1 protein-coding gene is annotated in these 17,106 nt (G+C 65.6%); it reads right to left on the bottom strand.

Going from position 1 to position 17,106, the window contains the following annotated elements; translation table 11 throughout:
• Position 1: 1 nt before the first annotated feature.
• A complete protein-coding gene (locus ACE10W_RS13150) occupies positions 2 to 17,059 on the bottom strand; it encodes a leukotoxin LktA family filamentous adhesin (protein WP_304552005.1) in 17,058 nt (5,685 codons plus the stop codon).
• Positions 17,060 to 17,106: the final 47 nt, after the last annotated feature.

Below are 17,106 nucleotides of genomic sequence, written 5' to 3'. Positions count from 1 at the left end.
GCTACCATGCTTCCGCGAGCCGACCAATGGCCGGCTTCGCTGTTTCAATCGCGGCGTCCTTCCAGCCCTGACGTCCCGTACGCTGCCCCTGGCGGCGCAGCTTGCGCATGTCGCTCAGCCCCTCGATATTGACGGCGGGACCGGAACCGATGGTTTCGACCGGTCGCGGCGTCAGCAGCGCATCGAGACGCGCCTGGCCGGAGAGGCCGAGCAGGTAGAACGTCCCGCCGTCCTTCTTCGCAATCCAGGTTTCGATGCTCTCGCTACCCTCGCCGTCGACGGAAATATTGCGCACCATGCTGGCGCCGGTGAAGTTGCTGCAGCAGATGTGGTTAGGACCGTAATTGGTGACGGTTGCCGAGATGTCGCCGGTGTAGAACACCACATAGGCATTGCTGACATTGGCGTTGCCGACCTGGCTCATCGTGAACACGCCGTCCGGCTGGTACAGCTGGATCGTCGGCCCGTTGGACGGCGCCAGCGTGCGGTTGTTGAGCAACACCTGCTGCGTGGCGGTGGTGAGCAGGAGCTGGCCCGGGACATAGCCGTTCAGGATCGTCACGGCGTGCGCATCGGTGAAGAAGTTCGCGTCCACCACCTTGAACTGGTTGACGATGATGCTGTCCGGGTCGATCGAGATGTTGGCGGACTTCGCAACGCCGCCGTTGTAGCCGGTGATGTTCATGATCAGCGGGACCGCTGGGTTCGAGCGGATCTGCTCGCCCCTGACGTTGATCGTGTCTGCCGCAAGATCGAGCTCCCTGACGACGCTGACCCAGCCGATCGTCAGGTCACCCGACGAGGTCATCTTGACGGTGTCGCCGCTGATCCGGTCGAACGAGACCGATCCGGCCACCTCGAAATGTGTATCGCCGTGCGCTGAGATTGATCCGCCGCGGAGCGAGCCCGTGTCGGACTTGACGTCGAGGTCACCGGCATCGCCCGGGATACCCGTCGTGGTAAGCTGGCTGAAGACAATGTCGTTCACGGCGTGCACGGTCTGCGTGCCGCCGCTGGTGGCGGTACCAACAGTGATCCCTCCGGCGGTCGCGGTGATGCCGAGCGTGCCGCCCACGTTGAGATTATCCCAATGAACGACCGTTCCGCCCAGGACCGCGTTGCCGGTCGAGCCTGTGAGGTTATGACCGGTGTTGGTGCCCGCCGCGATCAGCCGCGCCGAGCCGTTGGCCGTGACCGAGCCCAGCGTCGGCATGCCACCGGCCATCACCGTCTGCGCCAGGATGAAGCCGTTGTCGGCGGTAACGTTGATGCTGCCGGCATCGCCGTTGATGCCCGTCGCCGTCAGCGCGTTAAACGTCACGCTGTCGTGGGCGCGGATAGTTTGCGTGCCGCCGCTCTGCGCGGTCTGGAGCGCAATGCTGCCCTGGCCTGCGGTCATGCCCAGCGTTGTGCCGACATTGAGGACGTTCCAGTTGATCGGGCCGCCGCCGGCCGTCAGCAGCCCCGAGCCGGTCGTGGCGGCGAACGTGTTGCCGGTGATGGTCGTGGCGGCAACCAAGCTCGCCGAGTCATGGGCCGAGACCGAGCCCTGGCTCGTCACGCCGCCCGACGTCACCGTCTGCGCCAGGATGAAGCCGTTGTCAGCGGTGACATTGATGCTGCCGGCATCGCCGGTGATGCCCGTGGCGGTCAGGGCGTTGAAGGTCACGTTGTCGCGGGCGCGGATGGTCTGCGTGCCGCCGCTCTGCGCGGTCCGGAAGGTGATGCTGCCCTGGCTTGCCATCGCGCCCAGCGTCGTGCCGACGTTGAGCGTATTCCAGTTGATCGGGCCGCTGCCGGCCGTCAGCAGCGCCGAGCCCGTCGTAGCGAGCGTGTTGCCGGTGATGGTCGTGGCGGCAAGCAGCGTCGCCGAGCCGTTGGCCGAGACCGAGCCCAGCGTGGTCACGCCGCCTGATGTCACGGTCTGGGCCAGGATGAAGCCGTTGTCGGCAGTGACATTGATGTTGCCGACGTCACCGCTGTTGCCGGTGGTCGCGAGCGACTTGAATGTCACGTTCTGGCCGGCATGAACCGTCTGCGAGCCGCTGCTGTCGGCGGTGCCGATGACGATGCTGCCGTTGTTGGCGACGACACTGAAGCTGCCGCTCGCACCGGTCGCGGTGCCCGCCAGCACCTGGTCGAGCGTTAGCCCACCGGTGCCGATGATGTCCACGTTGCCCTTCACCGCGGAGAGCAGGCTCGCCTCGGTGTCGGTCAGCGCCTTCAGGTAGATGCCCCCGGCGCTCGCGCTCGCCGACAGCCGTACCGCGTTGAGCGTGAACCGACTCGTCGCGTTGCCGATGCCGTTCGACGCGTTCAGCGACACCCCGGCGCCCGCGCCGGATGCCACAAACTTGGTCTGGCCGTCGCCATTGTCGATGATCGCTCCGAGCGAGGCGACGCCGCCTGCGGTAACGATGATCGAGGGCGCGTTCGAGGCCGCCGCGTAAGACAGCAACGAATTCAGCTGGCCGATCGTCGCATCGCCCGTGGTGGTCACCGAGATCACACCAGCCGCGTTGATGGCCGAATAGGCGCCCATCGACAGCGTCGCGGCGACCAGCGTCACGCCGCCCGAGCTGCTGGTCGCAACCACCGGCGCCGCGCTGGTGCCGGCCGCGAAGGTCATGCCGCGGTTGGCGAGCAGCTGCATCAGGCCGTCGCTGGTGATGCTGGTATTGATGGTGAGCGCGCCGCGCGGCACGTTCAGCGTCAGTGCGCCGCCGGCCGTCAGCGCCCCATAGGCGCCGCTCGTGCCGACGATCAGATCGCCGGCGACCGCGAGGATGCTGAGGTCGCCGACCGCCGAGCCGGTCACCGCGCCCGAGATGTTCACCTGCAGCGGCTGGAAGGTCGAACCGTTGAAGCCAATATTGCCGCCGGCGCGCAGATCGAGGTCGACGCCCAGGATGTGGATCGCCGTGCGATCCGTGAAGTCGGATTCGGCGTAGATGCTGCCCGTCGCGGCGAGCTGGATCGCATTGCCGGCGGCGATATTGCCGAGGACGAGATCGCCGGTGGTCTGCTTCACGTAGATGCCCTGCGCCGACGAAACCTGGTCGAGCTGGTCGTTGCTCGGATCGGCGAACGCGATCTGAAGCGCGTTCGTGTTGGTCGCGGGATTGCTTCCGGCGGCCCCGGCTGCACCGACATTGCCGCGCTCCGCGATCAGGGTCAGGTTGCCGATATCACCTGATATGACCGGCCCGCTCACATTGGCGAAGATGCTGGTCACGGCGTCGAGCTTGACGTCGCCGCGGCCGGTCACCTGGATGCCGCCAGCCTGCGCGGCCGCGATCGGGCCGTAATTCGCGGTGACGCCGCCGAGCGCGAGGCTGTTCTTGCTGCCGAGATAGATGTTCGTCAGCGCCTTGGCCGAGATCGCGATCGGGTTGTCGACGACGACGAGGTTCTGCTGCGACAGGCTGACCGTATAGGTCGTCACATGGGTCGTCGGGTCCGTGACCGCGCCGACGGTGAGCTGGCCGGGACCGGCGGTGGCGAGCAATCCCCTCTGCTCCGGCGTCAGCGACGAGGAATCGACGCTGGTGAAGGTGAACGTCTGGGGCGCGGCCGAATTGCCGACCGAGCCGCGCGGCGCATAGAGCATGATCTGGTTGGCGCTGACATTGGCCAAAACGTTCTCGTCGATCGGCGGCGGTGCCGCGCCGACGGCCGACGACGACACCGTGTAGGCGAGCTGGCTCTGCGTCCACTGCGAGCCCGCGGTGATGATGCTGTAGACCCGCTCGGTCGAGGCCAGCGTGTAGCTGTAGGTCGCATTATAGGCGTTCAGCGCCGTCTGCAGCGCCGTATTGGTCGGCATGCGCTGATTGGCCGTCGAGACGCCGTCGAACAACTTGGTGAACAGGGTCGTCGACAGCGAGCTGCCGAACAGCGTTCCGAGCGGATCCGAAGGAGCGCTGCCGAGCAGGCTGGTCAGCGAGGTCTTGAGCTCGTCGGTGGTGATCTTGCCGAGCAGGAACTGATCCCGCAGGAACCGCGTCGTGGCCTCGGTCTTCATCTGCGTCGTGGTGACGTCGGCCGGGTCGATGCCGAGTTTGGCCGCCACCTGCGCCCGCAGCACCGTCTGCCCCACTGAGGTCGGATTGTAGGTGCTGCCGTTCGGGAAGGCGATGTTCCTGAGCTGGAAGTAGTCGTTATAGGCCGACGTCACCATCGACTGGTAGCTGTTGACGGCGTTGGTGGCGGCGTTGCCGCTGAGCAGGTCGAGGCTGGCCCAGACATCCTGCAGATGCTGGCTCTGCGCCTGGGTGAGGCCGACCGCCGCCCGGCCGTTCAGGATGCTGGCCTGGTTGCCGTCGGAGCCGGCAGCCTCAAGGAACACCGGACCGCCGGTCGACTGGATCGTGCCGAGGCGAAGGTCGCCCTTGGACTGGATGATGTAGGTGCCCGTGGCCGAAGAGCTGTCGAGCACGCCGCCATCGACGGCGCCGCTCGCCTGAACCGTCCCCGTCGCCTGGATCACCAGCGGATTGATATTGGTCAGGGTGGAGGCGTTGTTGACGACGGCGCTCGTCGCGCCGATCGCACCGGACGTGGAGTTGATCTCGATATTCTTGCCGATCACGACCGGGTTGGCGACGTTGTAGGCGGAAGCCGAGTTGATGTCGCCGGTCGCCGACAGGAAGACGTTGCCCTGCGGCGTGGCGCCCGCGGCATTCACCTTCACCTGGTTGATCGACAGCGCCCCGATGGCCGAGATCGCGATGTCGCGGTCGATCGAGCTCGCGGTCAGGCTGCCGCCATAGAGCTGCACCTGGACGGGCGCCTTGGTGGTGCCGAGCGTGCCGATACCGCCGTCACCCCGAAGCGTCACGCTCGTCCCCGAGATCACCGGGTTGTTGGCATTGGCGCCGACGGTGATCGACGAGTTGGTGCCGGTGGCGGCAAGCGTCGTCGTGCCCTGCTGGTTGTTGATCGACCCGTTGATGACGATGCCGGAGGTCGAATTGACCACGACGTCGCTGCTACTGCCGCCGATGAACTTGATGTTGATCGGGTTCGACGCCTTGACCGTGTTGGTCAGCGTGAGCGTCAGGTGATCATAGATCGCCTGGTACCAGTTGTACTGGGCGTCCGCGCCGCAGCACGCGTTGGAATGGGTGTTGAGTCCAACGGGGCTCCCATCCGGATTCACGCCTCCCGCCCAGTGATAGCTGCCTGTGGCGGTGGTGACTTTCTGATAGTTGCTGCTCTGCGTGCCTGAAACCAGGTTGGTCGAGCGGGTCCAGTTCTCGCCGGTGACCTGATTGGGCGTGAAGCTCCAGCCATAGTCGAACTGCGTGCTGGTGGGTAGACGATCCAGCGTCGCGGTGTCGACCCATTGATAGAGCATGTTCTCCTGCGTCGCGTACTGGACGCCCGCCGTACCGGTCCTGGCCGTAAGCATCGACGGATCGATCGCGGCCGCAGTGACACTGTTGGTCTCGTACCGCGACACCTGCTGGCTGCTTGCAGCCTTGGGATCGTAAACCCACCACGTCGTCTTCCCCTTGAGCTGGTCGACGATCTCGACCACGCTCTGGGCAGTGACGCTGGTATTGATGGTGTTGGTGACGAGCTGGAGCCCGCTGGTGTTGTTGACGGTGACCGTGCCGGCGCCGCCTTTGATCTCGATGTTACCCTGGGTCTGGGTGTTGTCGGTCGAGGTCGAGATGATCTTGCCGTTGAGGTAGACGTAGCCGCCGGCGCCCTGCGCCACGCCATTCAGGATGAGCTGGTCGGTGAGAGCGTTGTACCTGACCCCGATCTTGGCGTCGCCGCTGGCCGACGCCGTCACGGAGCCCGAGATGTCGTAATAGACGCCGTTCCGCGCATTGGCCTGGGCCGCGGCAAAATCCGCGCCGCCGTTGCGATTCTTGAGGCCGTTGCTGCCATAGATGGCATCGTACGCAGCGGCGCCGATGTTGACCGAGTAGTTGCTGCTCGAGCCGGCCTGGATGATGCCGTTGATGTTGATCACCGACGCCGAGATGATGACCGCCTGGCCGCTGATGGTCCGGGTGGCTGTCGCGGTGGCCGGCGAATCCGCGGTCTTCGGCGTGATCGCATCCGGCTGGATGTTGATCACCTGGAAGAAGCCCGAGCTGTCGCAGGCTGACGCACAGTTGAACGGCGTCTTGTACGGACCGCTATCGGTGTAGACGTTGCGGCCGTCATAAGTCGTTTTCTTCCACTGCGCGAGCACGACATTGGCCGAGTCCTGCGACTGCCCCTCGATGATCTTGAGGGTCGCGATGTCAGGCACGCTGCCGGCATCGGGAGTGCTGGTGTTCCCAGGCGTACCCCTGCCCACCGGCAGGAAGATCGATGAATAGAGCGAGGTGCCGTCGTAATACGTCATCAGCATGCGCGCGGTGAAGATCGTGCTGGCGTCGGCGTTGCCGACGGGTTGATACACTCCGTGGCTGCCGTCGGTGCAGCAGTAATAGAAATAGGGGTGATCGGTTCCCGAAGCGATATGCGGAGCGGTATAGTAGTCGCCGTAGGCGCCGAGATAGGTCGCCGCCGTCATCACCGCGGTCAGCGTGTCTTCCGGCCTGTTTTCAGTGGTGGCCCATTGCGAGGTGACCGCGCTGCCGCTGTCGTAGAAGCTCCCGATACCGCCGAGGAAGGTGAAGGTGCCTTTGGGCACCACGATCTGGACGGTCGCGGCGCTGAGCGACTGCGATGCGACGACGCTGCCGAGATTGTTGATGATCTTGAGCAGGCCGTTCGCGTTGTTGACGGCGCCATTGAAATAGATGTCGGGCGTGCGGGTCAGCACGTTGCCGTTCTGGTCAATGCCCTGACCGGAGTCGGGATCCAGGCGGTTGTAGGTGGCGGAGACGTCGATGACCGGCGTCGCGCTCGGCATCGCGGTGAAGGTCACATTGGAATGCGAATCCGGGTCGACATGGTCGATCTGGCGATAGGTGATGTTACCTCCGGTCACATCGGTGACCGTGAGGTTGCCCAGGCTCATGAAGTCGAGGCCCTTGTTCTCGATCTTGATCAATGGCGAGCTGCGCGCGATGACCGCGGGCGCGGCAGGATTCGTGCCGCTGTTTCCGGTGAGCTTCTGCGCCAGGATCGAGACGTTGCCGGCGGACACCAGGATGTCGCCGAACGCAAAGGCGTTGCCGGGCGCGTCGGAGGTGAACGGCGCCTGCTTGATCAGCGTGTCGATCTGCCGCTGGATGTCGCCGGTCGGATCGGTGCCGGACGGCGACATGATGGCGGGCGCCGTCGGAGTCGCCGCCGCGAGCTGCGCGCGGACCTGCGTCGCGGTCAGGCCGGTCAGCGTCGCCAGCTGGCTGACGACCAGATCGTAAGGATTGAAGTTGCCGACGATAGTGTACTGAACCGTCTGGTGGTTCCAGCTCATCACCGGACTGAAGTGGTTGACGTCGGAGACGGACTCGAGGACCGACGAGGAGCCGTTGGTCAGCGTCGAGTCCGGACTGGTCGTGCTCAATGTCGGCGTGGATGCGCCCAGATTGATCGTGATCGTCAAATCGTTGTTGACGCCAGCAACCACCCGGCCGTTGAGCGCGACGTCGCCGGTTCCACTGGTGTGGCTGTGGTTGTCGCTGTTCTTGGCGCTGAAGATGTCGAGATACGGGTTGTAATTGCTGCCGTTGCCGGTGGCCGTAACCTGCCCCTGCGTGGCGCCGAGATAGATGTCGCGCGCGCCGAGAATGCTCGAGGTCGGAGCGAGCGTCAGGCTCGTGGTGTCGTCGGCATTGGCCGTGCCGCGATAGAGCGCCGAGATCGGAATGGCGGTGTTGTTGTAGACCACCGTCGTCGCCGTCGCCTGCACGCTGCTGAAGACGGTGCCATCGCCGGACAGGCCGGCATACATGGTGATGTCACGCCAGGCCACGATCTTCGCGTTGTCGCCGACATTGACGGACTGGTTGGCATGGACCCAACTGTTGGTGCTGGCGCCGACGCCCGCGATCGCGCCGTAGAGGCTGGCATTGGCGTTGTTCGCCGCCGCCATCTTCGCGGCCGTGCCGACATAGATCTTGCCGGCGCTGAACAGCTCGCGGGCGTTGATGTTGACCGCGAGCGTGGCATTCGCCGTCATGTTGGATTCGGCGCCGCCGCCGGCGAAGAAGCTGGCGGTGGCGAGGCTCGCGGTATCGTTGGTGCTCAGCGTGTTGTAGGCCTCGATGTTGATCACCGCGGTCGAGGTCCTGGGATCGTCGTTGAGGCTCAGCACCGTGCCGGCGCCGATATTGGTATTGACGCGCTGGGTCACGAAGGACTCGCTCAGCGCCGCCGCTCCCGAGAATGAGCCGCCCGAGCCCGATCGCGCGCCGCCGCCGGCTTGGTTGACGATGTCGTTGGCGATGACGACCATGTCGCCGGCCGCCGAGTTGATGATCAGATGCGTCCCGATCTCGGCTGTCGTGGTGGAGTCGACGTCGTTCCTGGTCTTGCCGGCGGACACGCCCGCCGTGGACGCCTGATAGGCGTCGCCGCTCGCGGCGTAATTCGTGGTATGCGTCGCCTTGATCGTGAGGCCGCCGAGATAGAGCGTGTCGTCCGTCGAGCCGCCGTCGAACCGCGCATTGGTTACGGCGGTCGAGCTGGTGGTGGCGACCGCCGCCGCACCGGCATAGGTACCGCCCGCGCCGACTATCGCGTTGGAGAAATTCGTGTCCCTGCCGTCCGCCTGGATCGTGAGCTTGCCGGTGTAGGCGGCGCGGTTCAGGGCGTCCATATCTGCGGGCGCGCCCAGATAGGCGTAGGTTTTCGCGTCCGACGACGTTTGGGCCACGGTGGCGCCGAGGGCCAGGAAGCCGCTCGAAAGACCGGTCCCCTCGGCATATTGCGAGCTGTCGTTTTCAGCCGTGATGGACACGTCGGCATTGGGGAGCCGGATTCCCGCCCCGCCATAGGCCTTGACCGTCGCGTTTTCGGAGGCCCTTGCGAAACTGCCCTGCGCGCCGATCAGCGAGCCGCCGCCGCCGGCGAGCGCCTTGGCCCAGGTCGTCGTGCCATAGATCGGCGTGGTCGTGGTTCCGTTCGTTTGCGTGCCGATGATGGGGACGAGCGCCATGGCGGTCACGGCGAGCTTGCCACCCGAGAAGCTGGTGTTGTCACCGACATCGGCCGTGACCGTGGCTCCGACGGTCGATTGGGCGATGGCGACGCCGACCGCGCCGCCGCCGACCGACACGCCGATCGCCTCGCTCAACAGATTCGGCTTGATCGCGGCTCCCACCAGCGTGCCGTCGCCGGTCGCAGACGTGGTGATGACTGCGCCGGATCCGATCTCGGCGAGCACGCCCGAGTTTTCGTGGGCCTCTGCATCCGCGCCGGCGCCGGCGACGATACCGCCCGAGAGCGCCGTTGCCGTCGTCGTCAAGGTGCCAGCGCCCGAGGCCCCGACACCCAATGTCGAAGTGTTGACGGTAGCGTCGTCCAGGACCCGCGCTGTGACGGAGCTGTTTCGGCTTGCCGTTGCGACCGAAGCGCCGGCGGCCACGGCGCCGGCACTTGCGCCGCCGGTGAAGACGACCTGGCTCGTTGAATCCTGCGCCAGGACGGCGACGCCGTTGCCCCCCGTGCCGGTGATCTGGCCGCCAAGCAAGGCCACCACGGTGTTGCTGACATTGCCGACCGCCACCGAGGCCTGAGCGCCGAAGTAAAGCGCCGCACCGCCGGCGATCGCCTCGGTATCGATGGTCTTGCCGGCATAAGGTCCGTCGGTCGCATCCTTGACGACCGCCAGGACGTTGACGGCGGGCGCCGCGACGGCCAAAGGCGTATCCGCGGCCACCAGCACGCCGGCGCCGTTGCGTCCGTAGTCGCTGAGGTTGGCGACCACGGTGCTGTTGACGCTGGTGTAGCCGATGCCGGCGCCAATGCCGAGATTCTTGGCAAAGCCCGCGCCGAGCAGATACATCTTGGCCGCGTTGGCGCTGGTGGCCGAGACGTTGACTTGCGTGCCCGTGACGTTGCCGCCCGCGATCTGGGCGATGACCGCGTCATTGCCGCCGCTCAGGATATTGCTGACGTCGTAGGTCGAGCTGACATTGGCACTGTTCGGATTGCCGGCCGTGCCGCTCGCGACGGCACCACTGCCATGCATGTTGCTGGTGCCGCTGTTGACGGACGCGATGGTGCCGTTGCCACCTTGGTTGAGCTGGCCGGTCTGCTGGCCCTGCGTGTCGGCGTCCGCGGTGTTGGTGCCGATGATGATGACGCCGACGGTCGCGCCGATGCCGGCGCTGCCGCCGATGCCGGCGGTCACCGCGTAGGACAGCACCTCCTTGGTGCTGAGCGCGTTGACGTTGATCGCGCCTGACGAGTTCAGATTGCTGTTCCAGCTCTCGGCAACGGTCCGGCTCTTGAACACGATGACGTTGGCCGCAGCGCCGACGCCGACCCCTCCTCCGCTGGCGCCGACCGCGAGCGCGCCCGCGATCTCCTTGATCGCGACGTCCTCGTTGGCGTTGACCGTGACCGCGCCGGCCGCACCGCCCGTCACCCCCTGCAGCGTGGTGTCGTAGACGCCGGCGATGGTGTTGTTGTTGGCGACCTCGATGTTCGCCATGCCGGCGATCGCGGCGGTGCCCGTCGAGAGCGCGCCACCGATTGCATAGGCCTCGAAGCGGTTCTTGGTCTTGGCTTCGACGTCGAGCGCACCGCTCAAATTGAGCGCGGTGGTGTGCGCGGCGCCATTGCCCTGATAGCGGAACTCATCGCCGACATAGGCCAGCGTCCGGTTCGAGGAGACCTGGACCAGGAACGCCGCGCCGATCGCGGCCTGGCTGCCATAGGCACCAGAGCCGTTCGCGGAGAAGATGCCGGTGTTGTTGTTGGCGTTGACCGTCAGCGACGAAGCGGTCAGCGCGCCGCCGTCGACATAGGCTTCCGTGGTCGCCTGGAAGACGTTCAGGCCGACCGAGCCGCTGTTGAAGCCGATCGCAATCGAGGACGCATCCTGCTCCGCATTGGCCTTCACGGTCACGGCGCCCAACGTCGCGCTCGACGACTGGACGCCGCCGACCGTGGCATTGGTGATATAGGCGAAGGTCTCGCGCGACATCGTCGTCGAGACAATCGTCGCGCCACCGCCGCCGCTGCTGCCGTAGGCGATGCCTGCGCCGAATGCGCCGGAATAGGAGAAGCTCGATGCGGCCACCTCGATCTGCGGCTTGAGCGTCGACGAGGTCAGGCGCGTGTCGATGGACGCGCTGTCGATATAGGCTCGTGTCGCCCCGCTCATCACGTTAGTGATCGGGTTGATCATGATCGAGATGCCGCCACTCGCGGCGACCGACGCGACGTTGGTCACGACAGCCTGGTGCGAGCTCGCGACCACGGCGAGGCCGCGCAGGACGTCCTGGTTCTCGGTGAGGTCGGGCGTGGTGTCGGTCGGCGCGTGGGCCGTGCCGAGATCGAAGGCATGGACGGGGGTGCCGTTGTTGACCGACAGCGTATCGGTGGTGCTGGTTCCCAGCGCGTCGACCTTGGTGTTCACCCCGCTGATATAGGCCGCAGTGGTTCCCGTGATCTGGTTGGTGACCAGCGAGCCCGCGCCGCCCGCCGCCCCCTTGCTGATCGACACGGCGCCGCCGAACACGCCAACCTTGTCGTTGTTGCCGGCGATCACGGCGACGTTGTTGGTGGCGATGACGTCGGCGCCATTGATACCGTTGGTACCTGCCGCCGTGATACTGGCGGTGACGTTGGTCCCCATCAGATTGGTGGCGACCGAGCCGGCCAGCCCGACCTGCGAGGACATCGCGATACCGACGGCGACCGTCGAGATGCTGGCGTTCGAGTTCGCACCGACCGCGACATTGCCCGAGGCGGTCAGCTTGGAGCCGGTGACGCCGGCGCTGACATTGTTGGCGATGCTGCTGTAGACAAGCGCCAGACCCGCGGCGCTTCCTTGCGTCGAGGCGCCCGCAACGGCGGCGGTTCCGGTAATGCTGGAATTGTCGGTCGCGCTGACGGAAATGTTCTTGGCCGTGACGGACGATTGCGTCGTGCTGGACTGGTTGTTGCCGATGGCCGCGGAGACGGTGTTGGAGATGCTGCTGATCGTGGTGCCACCGACGCCGGCAAATTGTCCGGTCGCAAGACCGAAGCCAATCGTGACCGACTGGATCTTCGAGGAATCGACCGCGCTCACGCTGACATTGCCGTTGCTGCCGGCCGTCAACAGGACGTTGGCGATATAGGCCGAATGCGTCGTTGCGATGGTATCGTAGACGATCGAGGCGCCGACATTGTTCTTGCCGGCCTGGACGAGGCCGGCAACGGAGACGATGCTGGCGCCCGGACCGTTACCCGTGCCGCCGTTGAGCGCAGCCGCGCCGAAGTCGATGCAGTTCTGCCCGCCCGTGCCGCCCGCGACCGTACATGTGTCTTCGGCGAGATGATTGTTGTTCGATTTCTTGACGAGGTTTCCGAGCGCCGTATCCAGCGCCGACACTGCGCCGCTGTCCGCCAGCACCGTTACGCGGCCAACGTCGATGTTCACCGTGGCGCCGCTGCTGATATAGGCCGTCGTGGTCGACGAGATCTCGCTGACGACGATCGCGCCGGCAAGCCCGTTGGACCCTGCCCCGCCCGAGGCCGCACCGGCGGCGATCACGCTGGCGCTGTCGGCCAGCACCAGCAGCGTGTCGTAGTTCGAGATCGAGGTGCTGCGGATATGCGCGTCGGTCGCGTTCCCACCCGTGGGATCGGCAATCGACGCGTAGGTCAGCCCGATGCCGACGCCGGCCTGGCCACCGGCTATATAGAGCGACCCGCCGCCGATCGCGATGTTCGTGGTCTGGTAGGCGTCGACCTCGAGCGCGCGATTGACGCCGGTCGCTTGCCCCGTGATCGTCGAGCTCTCGATATAGGCGTTGGCGCTGTCCGTGATGATGCCGACGGAGGCCGACAGCGACGCCGCATTGGATTTCGATCCCGCCACGCCGATGGCGACGACGGTCTCCGAGCCGCCGTTGAGCGCCTGCACCGTCACCGAACTCTGGTTGTTCACGGTGGTGCCGTAGATATAGGCGAGTGTCGCGTTGTTCGACATCGCCGCCGCGATCGCACCGCCGATCGCAGCCCCCTGGGCGGACCCTCCGGCCAGATTGAGCGCCGCGGAACCGGAACCATTATTAAGCATGGTGTCGTTCAGCGCCTGAACGATCGTGTTGGTGAGCACGGCGCCGGTCGTGGTGTACTTGTTGACCGTCGTGTTTTTGATATAGGCGCTGGTGCCGAGCGAGACGTCGCTCACCGACGAGCTGCCGGCGAGGTCGAGGCTGAAGCCGCTGGTGCTCGATCCCGAAGTCGAACCGATCTTGCCCGCCGCCGTCGTCACGCCGGCGGTGCCTCCGGTCGAGGCGGCGCCGGCAGCGCCTGCCTTGTCGGAGAAATTCGACGACGCCGGGTCGGAGACGGCTGCCGCCACGGCGGCCGCGGTGATTCGCCCCGACGTGGTCGCGCTGAGTGTCAGATTGTCGACATTGACCGCCCCGCTTCCGCCGCTGGTGCCAGCGAACGGATCGTTGGCGCTGAACACGCCGGGCCGGATGTCGGAATGGTTGTCGCCGATATAGGCGGAGGTGTCGGTATTTGCGCCGAGATAGGCGACCGACAAGCCGACCGCCGAACCGCCGCTCCCGTTATAGCTCATCGCGCCGGACAGCGTCACGACCGACAGATCCTGCTGCGCCAGGATGCCGACCGTCGGTGCATAGACGGTGGCCTGGCTCGATATCGACGCGTGCGTCGTGTTGTTCAGGAAACCGAGCGAAGTGATGCCATTCAGCGCCAGCGTGCCGGCAGCCTTGCCGGACGACGGTGCGACAGCGACGAACCGGTCTGAAGTGATCGCGTTGACGGCGATGTCGTCCGCCGCACGCAGCGTCGCGCGATCCGAAACGCCGGCGATGGTATTGGTGTTGAACTGGACGAGATTGAGCGCGCCGCCGACGGAGGAGCCGCCCGAGGTGTTGCCGAACAGGAAGCCGAGCGTGCCGACATTGCCGGCGGCGTCGATCGACGCCGTGGTCGTGGTGGCCGCGATTTGGATGCTGGCGTTGTAGGTATGGACGTCGCCATTGTCCATCCCGACCGACCAGCCGGTGCCACTGCCGCAGGCCGCGGTCGCGCAGGTCGCCGTCAGGCTCGCGCTTCCGGCCACCCACGCCGTCGTGTTGTTGTTCACGACGAAATGATTCAGCGAACCGGCGATGCCGATCGTGTCGCCGGCGTCCGCGGTGGCATTGGCGTAGCTGGTCAGGATGTTGCCGCCGACGCCGAGATTGCCGTTGAGGTGGCTCAGCACCGCGCCCAAACCATCCCACTTCAGCCAGGAATTGGTGATCGGCAGTTCGGTGGTGGCATCGACGGCGATGTTCGCTGCGTTGATCAGTGTGCCATTGCCGACATAGGCGTTCGAATTATGCGTGAAATTGCTCCAGGCGACGGCCGCGCTGATCGCGGTGCTCTCGCCGGACACCGGATCCTTCGTGATCGCGCTGGACGTCGCATTGCTGCGAACGCCGCGATCGATGACATTGCTGGCAACGGCAACGTTGCCGCTGGCATAGATGCTCGGCGCGCCGCCGCTCGGATTTTGCACGATCGCAGCGGTCGCGCTCTGGCTGCTGTTGGCCAGCGACAGCGCGCCTGCGACCTTGAAATCGAAGCTCAACGGCATCAGCGAGCCCATATGGTCCCTGATGATCGACGTCGGCGAGGTGACGGCGCGCAGTCCTCGTTCGATCGCCGCGATCAGCGCCGGCAGGCCGGCGATGGACGAGGCCATCGTGGAATTGCTCGTCGTGTCCGACGTCGCTTCAACGAGAACGGAGCCGTTCATCCGGTTGGCGGTATCGGTTCCGAGCGATGCGCCGAGCGTCGCGGTCACGGACGTCGTGATGTCGCTGATGGCGAACGCCCCGCCGACGGCGCCGCTCGCCCCCGTCCCGGGTGCCGCGACCGACGTTGCGCTGGTCGAGAAGGAATTGTTGTTGATCGCGCGCACCTTCAGGGTGCTGCCGGTCGTGTTCACCAGGCCCGCCGCAATATGCGCGCCGGTCGCGACGTTGACGGTCGTCGACACTGATCCCTTGGAATAGGCCACCGTCGGGACGATCTGCGCGCTCGTCGATGCCGCGAGGGCAGAGACGGCGATGGTCGCATCGTTGAGCGCCTTGACCTCGAGGTTGCCGCCGGCGTTGACCGTCGCGCCCGAGGCCACGTTGGTCGTGGCAGTGCCGTCGATCTTGCCGACGACCACGCCGGCCGCGACCGGCGTCAGGCTGCCAAGCAAGGTGGAGGCGACCGCCGGATCCGACGCGGTCTCCGTGGCATGCGCGGAAATGGTGACATCGCCGCGGCCGTTGATGTCGGCATGGCTGTTGATGTTGATGGTCGCAGTGGCGCTTGCCGCGACATAGCCGCCATTGAGCCCGAGCAGCGAGGCGGCCAGCGTCGAGCCGACAAGCGCGAAATCACCGGCCACAGAACCGTTCAGGAAACTTGACACGGCGGTCGAGGTTGCGGTGATCGAGATGATGCCGCCGGTGATCTTGCCGTCGACCGTGATCGCCGTCGCGGCAGTGGCCTGGCCGGACAGCTTGATGTCGCTCGCCGTCGCCCTCAGCGTCACGTTACCGTCGGCGTAGGTGGTCCCGCCGAAATTGACCGACTGGGCCAGGATCTGCGCGCCATTCATGATCTCGATGTTGGGCGCGTCGATGATGACGTTGTTGGCGTTGCCGGTCGAATGACCCGAAGAGGCATCGAGACGGCGGGCATCGATCATCGCATGCGCGGCGAGCGTGATGGAATGATCCGCCTGGATGAGGTAGTCGGCACCCGCGCTGAGCCCGGCGAGCGCATTAGCGATGGAGCTGTTCGACAGCGTCACGCCGGAGTCGCCCTGGGCGGCATCGCCCACGACCACGTCGGTGGGGTCTATCAGCAGCGTGCCGGCCTTGCCGTTGTGCGCACTGAGATCGACCTTGATGCCTTTCCCGATGTCGATGATCCCGTTCGCGCTGAAGTCGACGAGACCGGCATTGCCCGTCTTCGCGCTGGCATCGAACCTGGCGCCGCCCGCGACGGTCAGGTTCTGCGCCGCCTTCAGGCGGATCTCTCCGGCATTGCCGTTTGCGCTTGCGATGTTGAGATTGGCTTTCTTGCCGATATCGATGTTGTTGCCGGCCTGAACCGTGATGTTGCTCGGCGTCGAGGTCTTGCTCTGCGCGGTCAGACGTCCGTTGACCCTGGCGTTGTTGACCGCGCCGATATGGATCGAGCCGTTGCTGACGGTGATCGCGCTGGCGCTGCGCAGGCCCTTGGAGTTGACGGAGGCCGCAAACTTCGCGGCGTGATCGAGATTGGCGATGTCGCGCTGGGTGGCGCCGCCGACATAGACGTTCTGCCCGGTCAACCGCACGCCATCCTGCGCATTGACCCGGCCGTAGATGCGGATGTTGCCGTCGGGCGAGACCGGGAACGAGCCGGCCATCAGATTGCCGACGGCCGACTGGTTGATCGCCCCGCCCGCGCCGATCAGGCTGTCGGTGAACTCGCGCGTCGGCGTCGAGACGTTGAGGCTGCCGACATTCACCGTGCCGGAACGGCCGACCACGAACCCCTTGGGATCGGCGAAATAGACGTTACCGCCGATCGCACCGTTCATGTAGGAGTTCAGCGTGCCATTGACGTAGACCGGCGCGTCGCGAACGATGTTGACGAGGTTTTGCGTGCCGGTCGGCAGTTGCAGGTTGACGGTGTTGCCCTGCCCGACGCTGAACTGCGAGAACGAGTTGAAGGCGTTGTTGCCGGAGACCGTCGACGTCGTGACGTTGGTGACGCCGCCGGAGGTCTGCAAGGACGTCCCGGTGCGTCCGTCCGGAACGATGACGTTCGCCGTCTGCGCCTGAACGCGGACGCTGAACACCGGCAGGAAGACCATCTGCATCGCGCAGAGCAGCGACATCGAGCGGAAGCGCGCAAGCCCCCGCAGCGTCGTCAGCTCATCGTTGTTTCGCGTCGCAGATGGTCCGCGCATTTCATATCCTCTTCATCGGCATTGGCGCCGATCCACAACCGGGTGGG

This window comes from Bradyrhizobium sp. B025, from assembly GCF_042257955.1.
Classification (GTDB): Bacteria; Pseudomonadota; Alphaproteobacteria; order Rhizobiales; family Xanthobacteraceae; genus Bradyrhizobium; species Bradyrhizobium diazoefficiens.
Note: the sequence above shows the minus strand (reverse complement) of the source record. Positions and strands in the feature narration are given on the sequence as shown.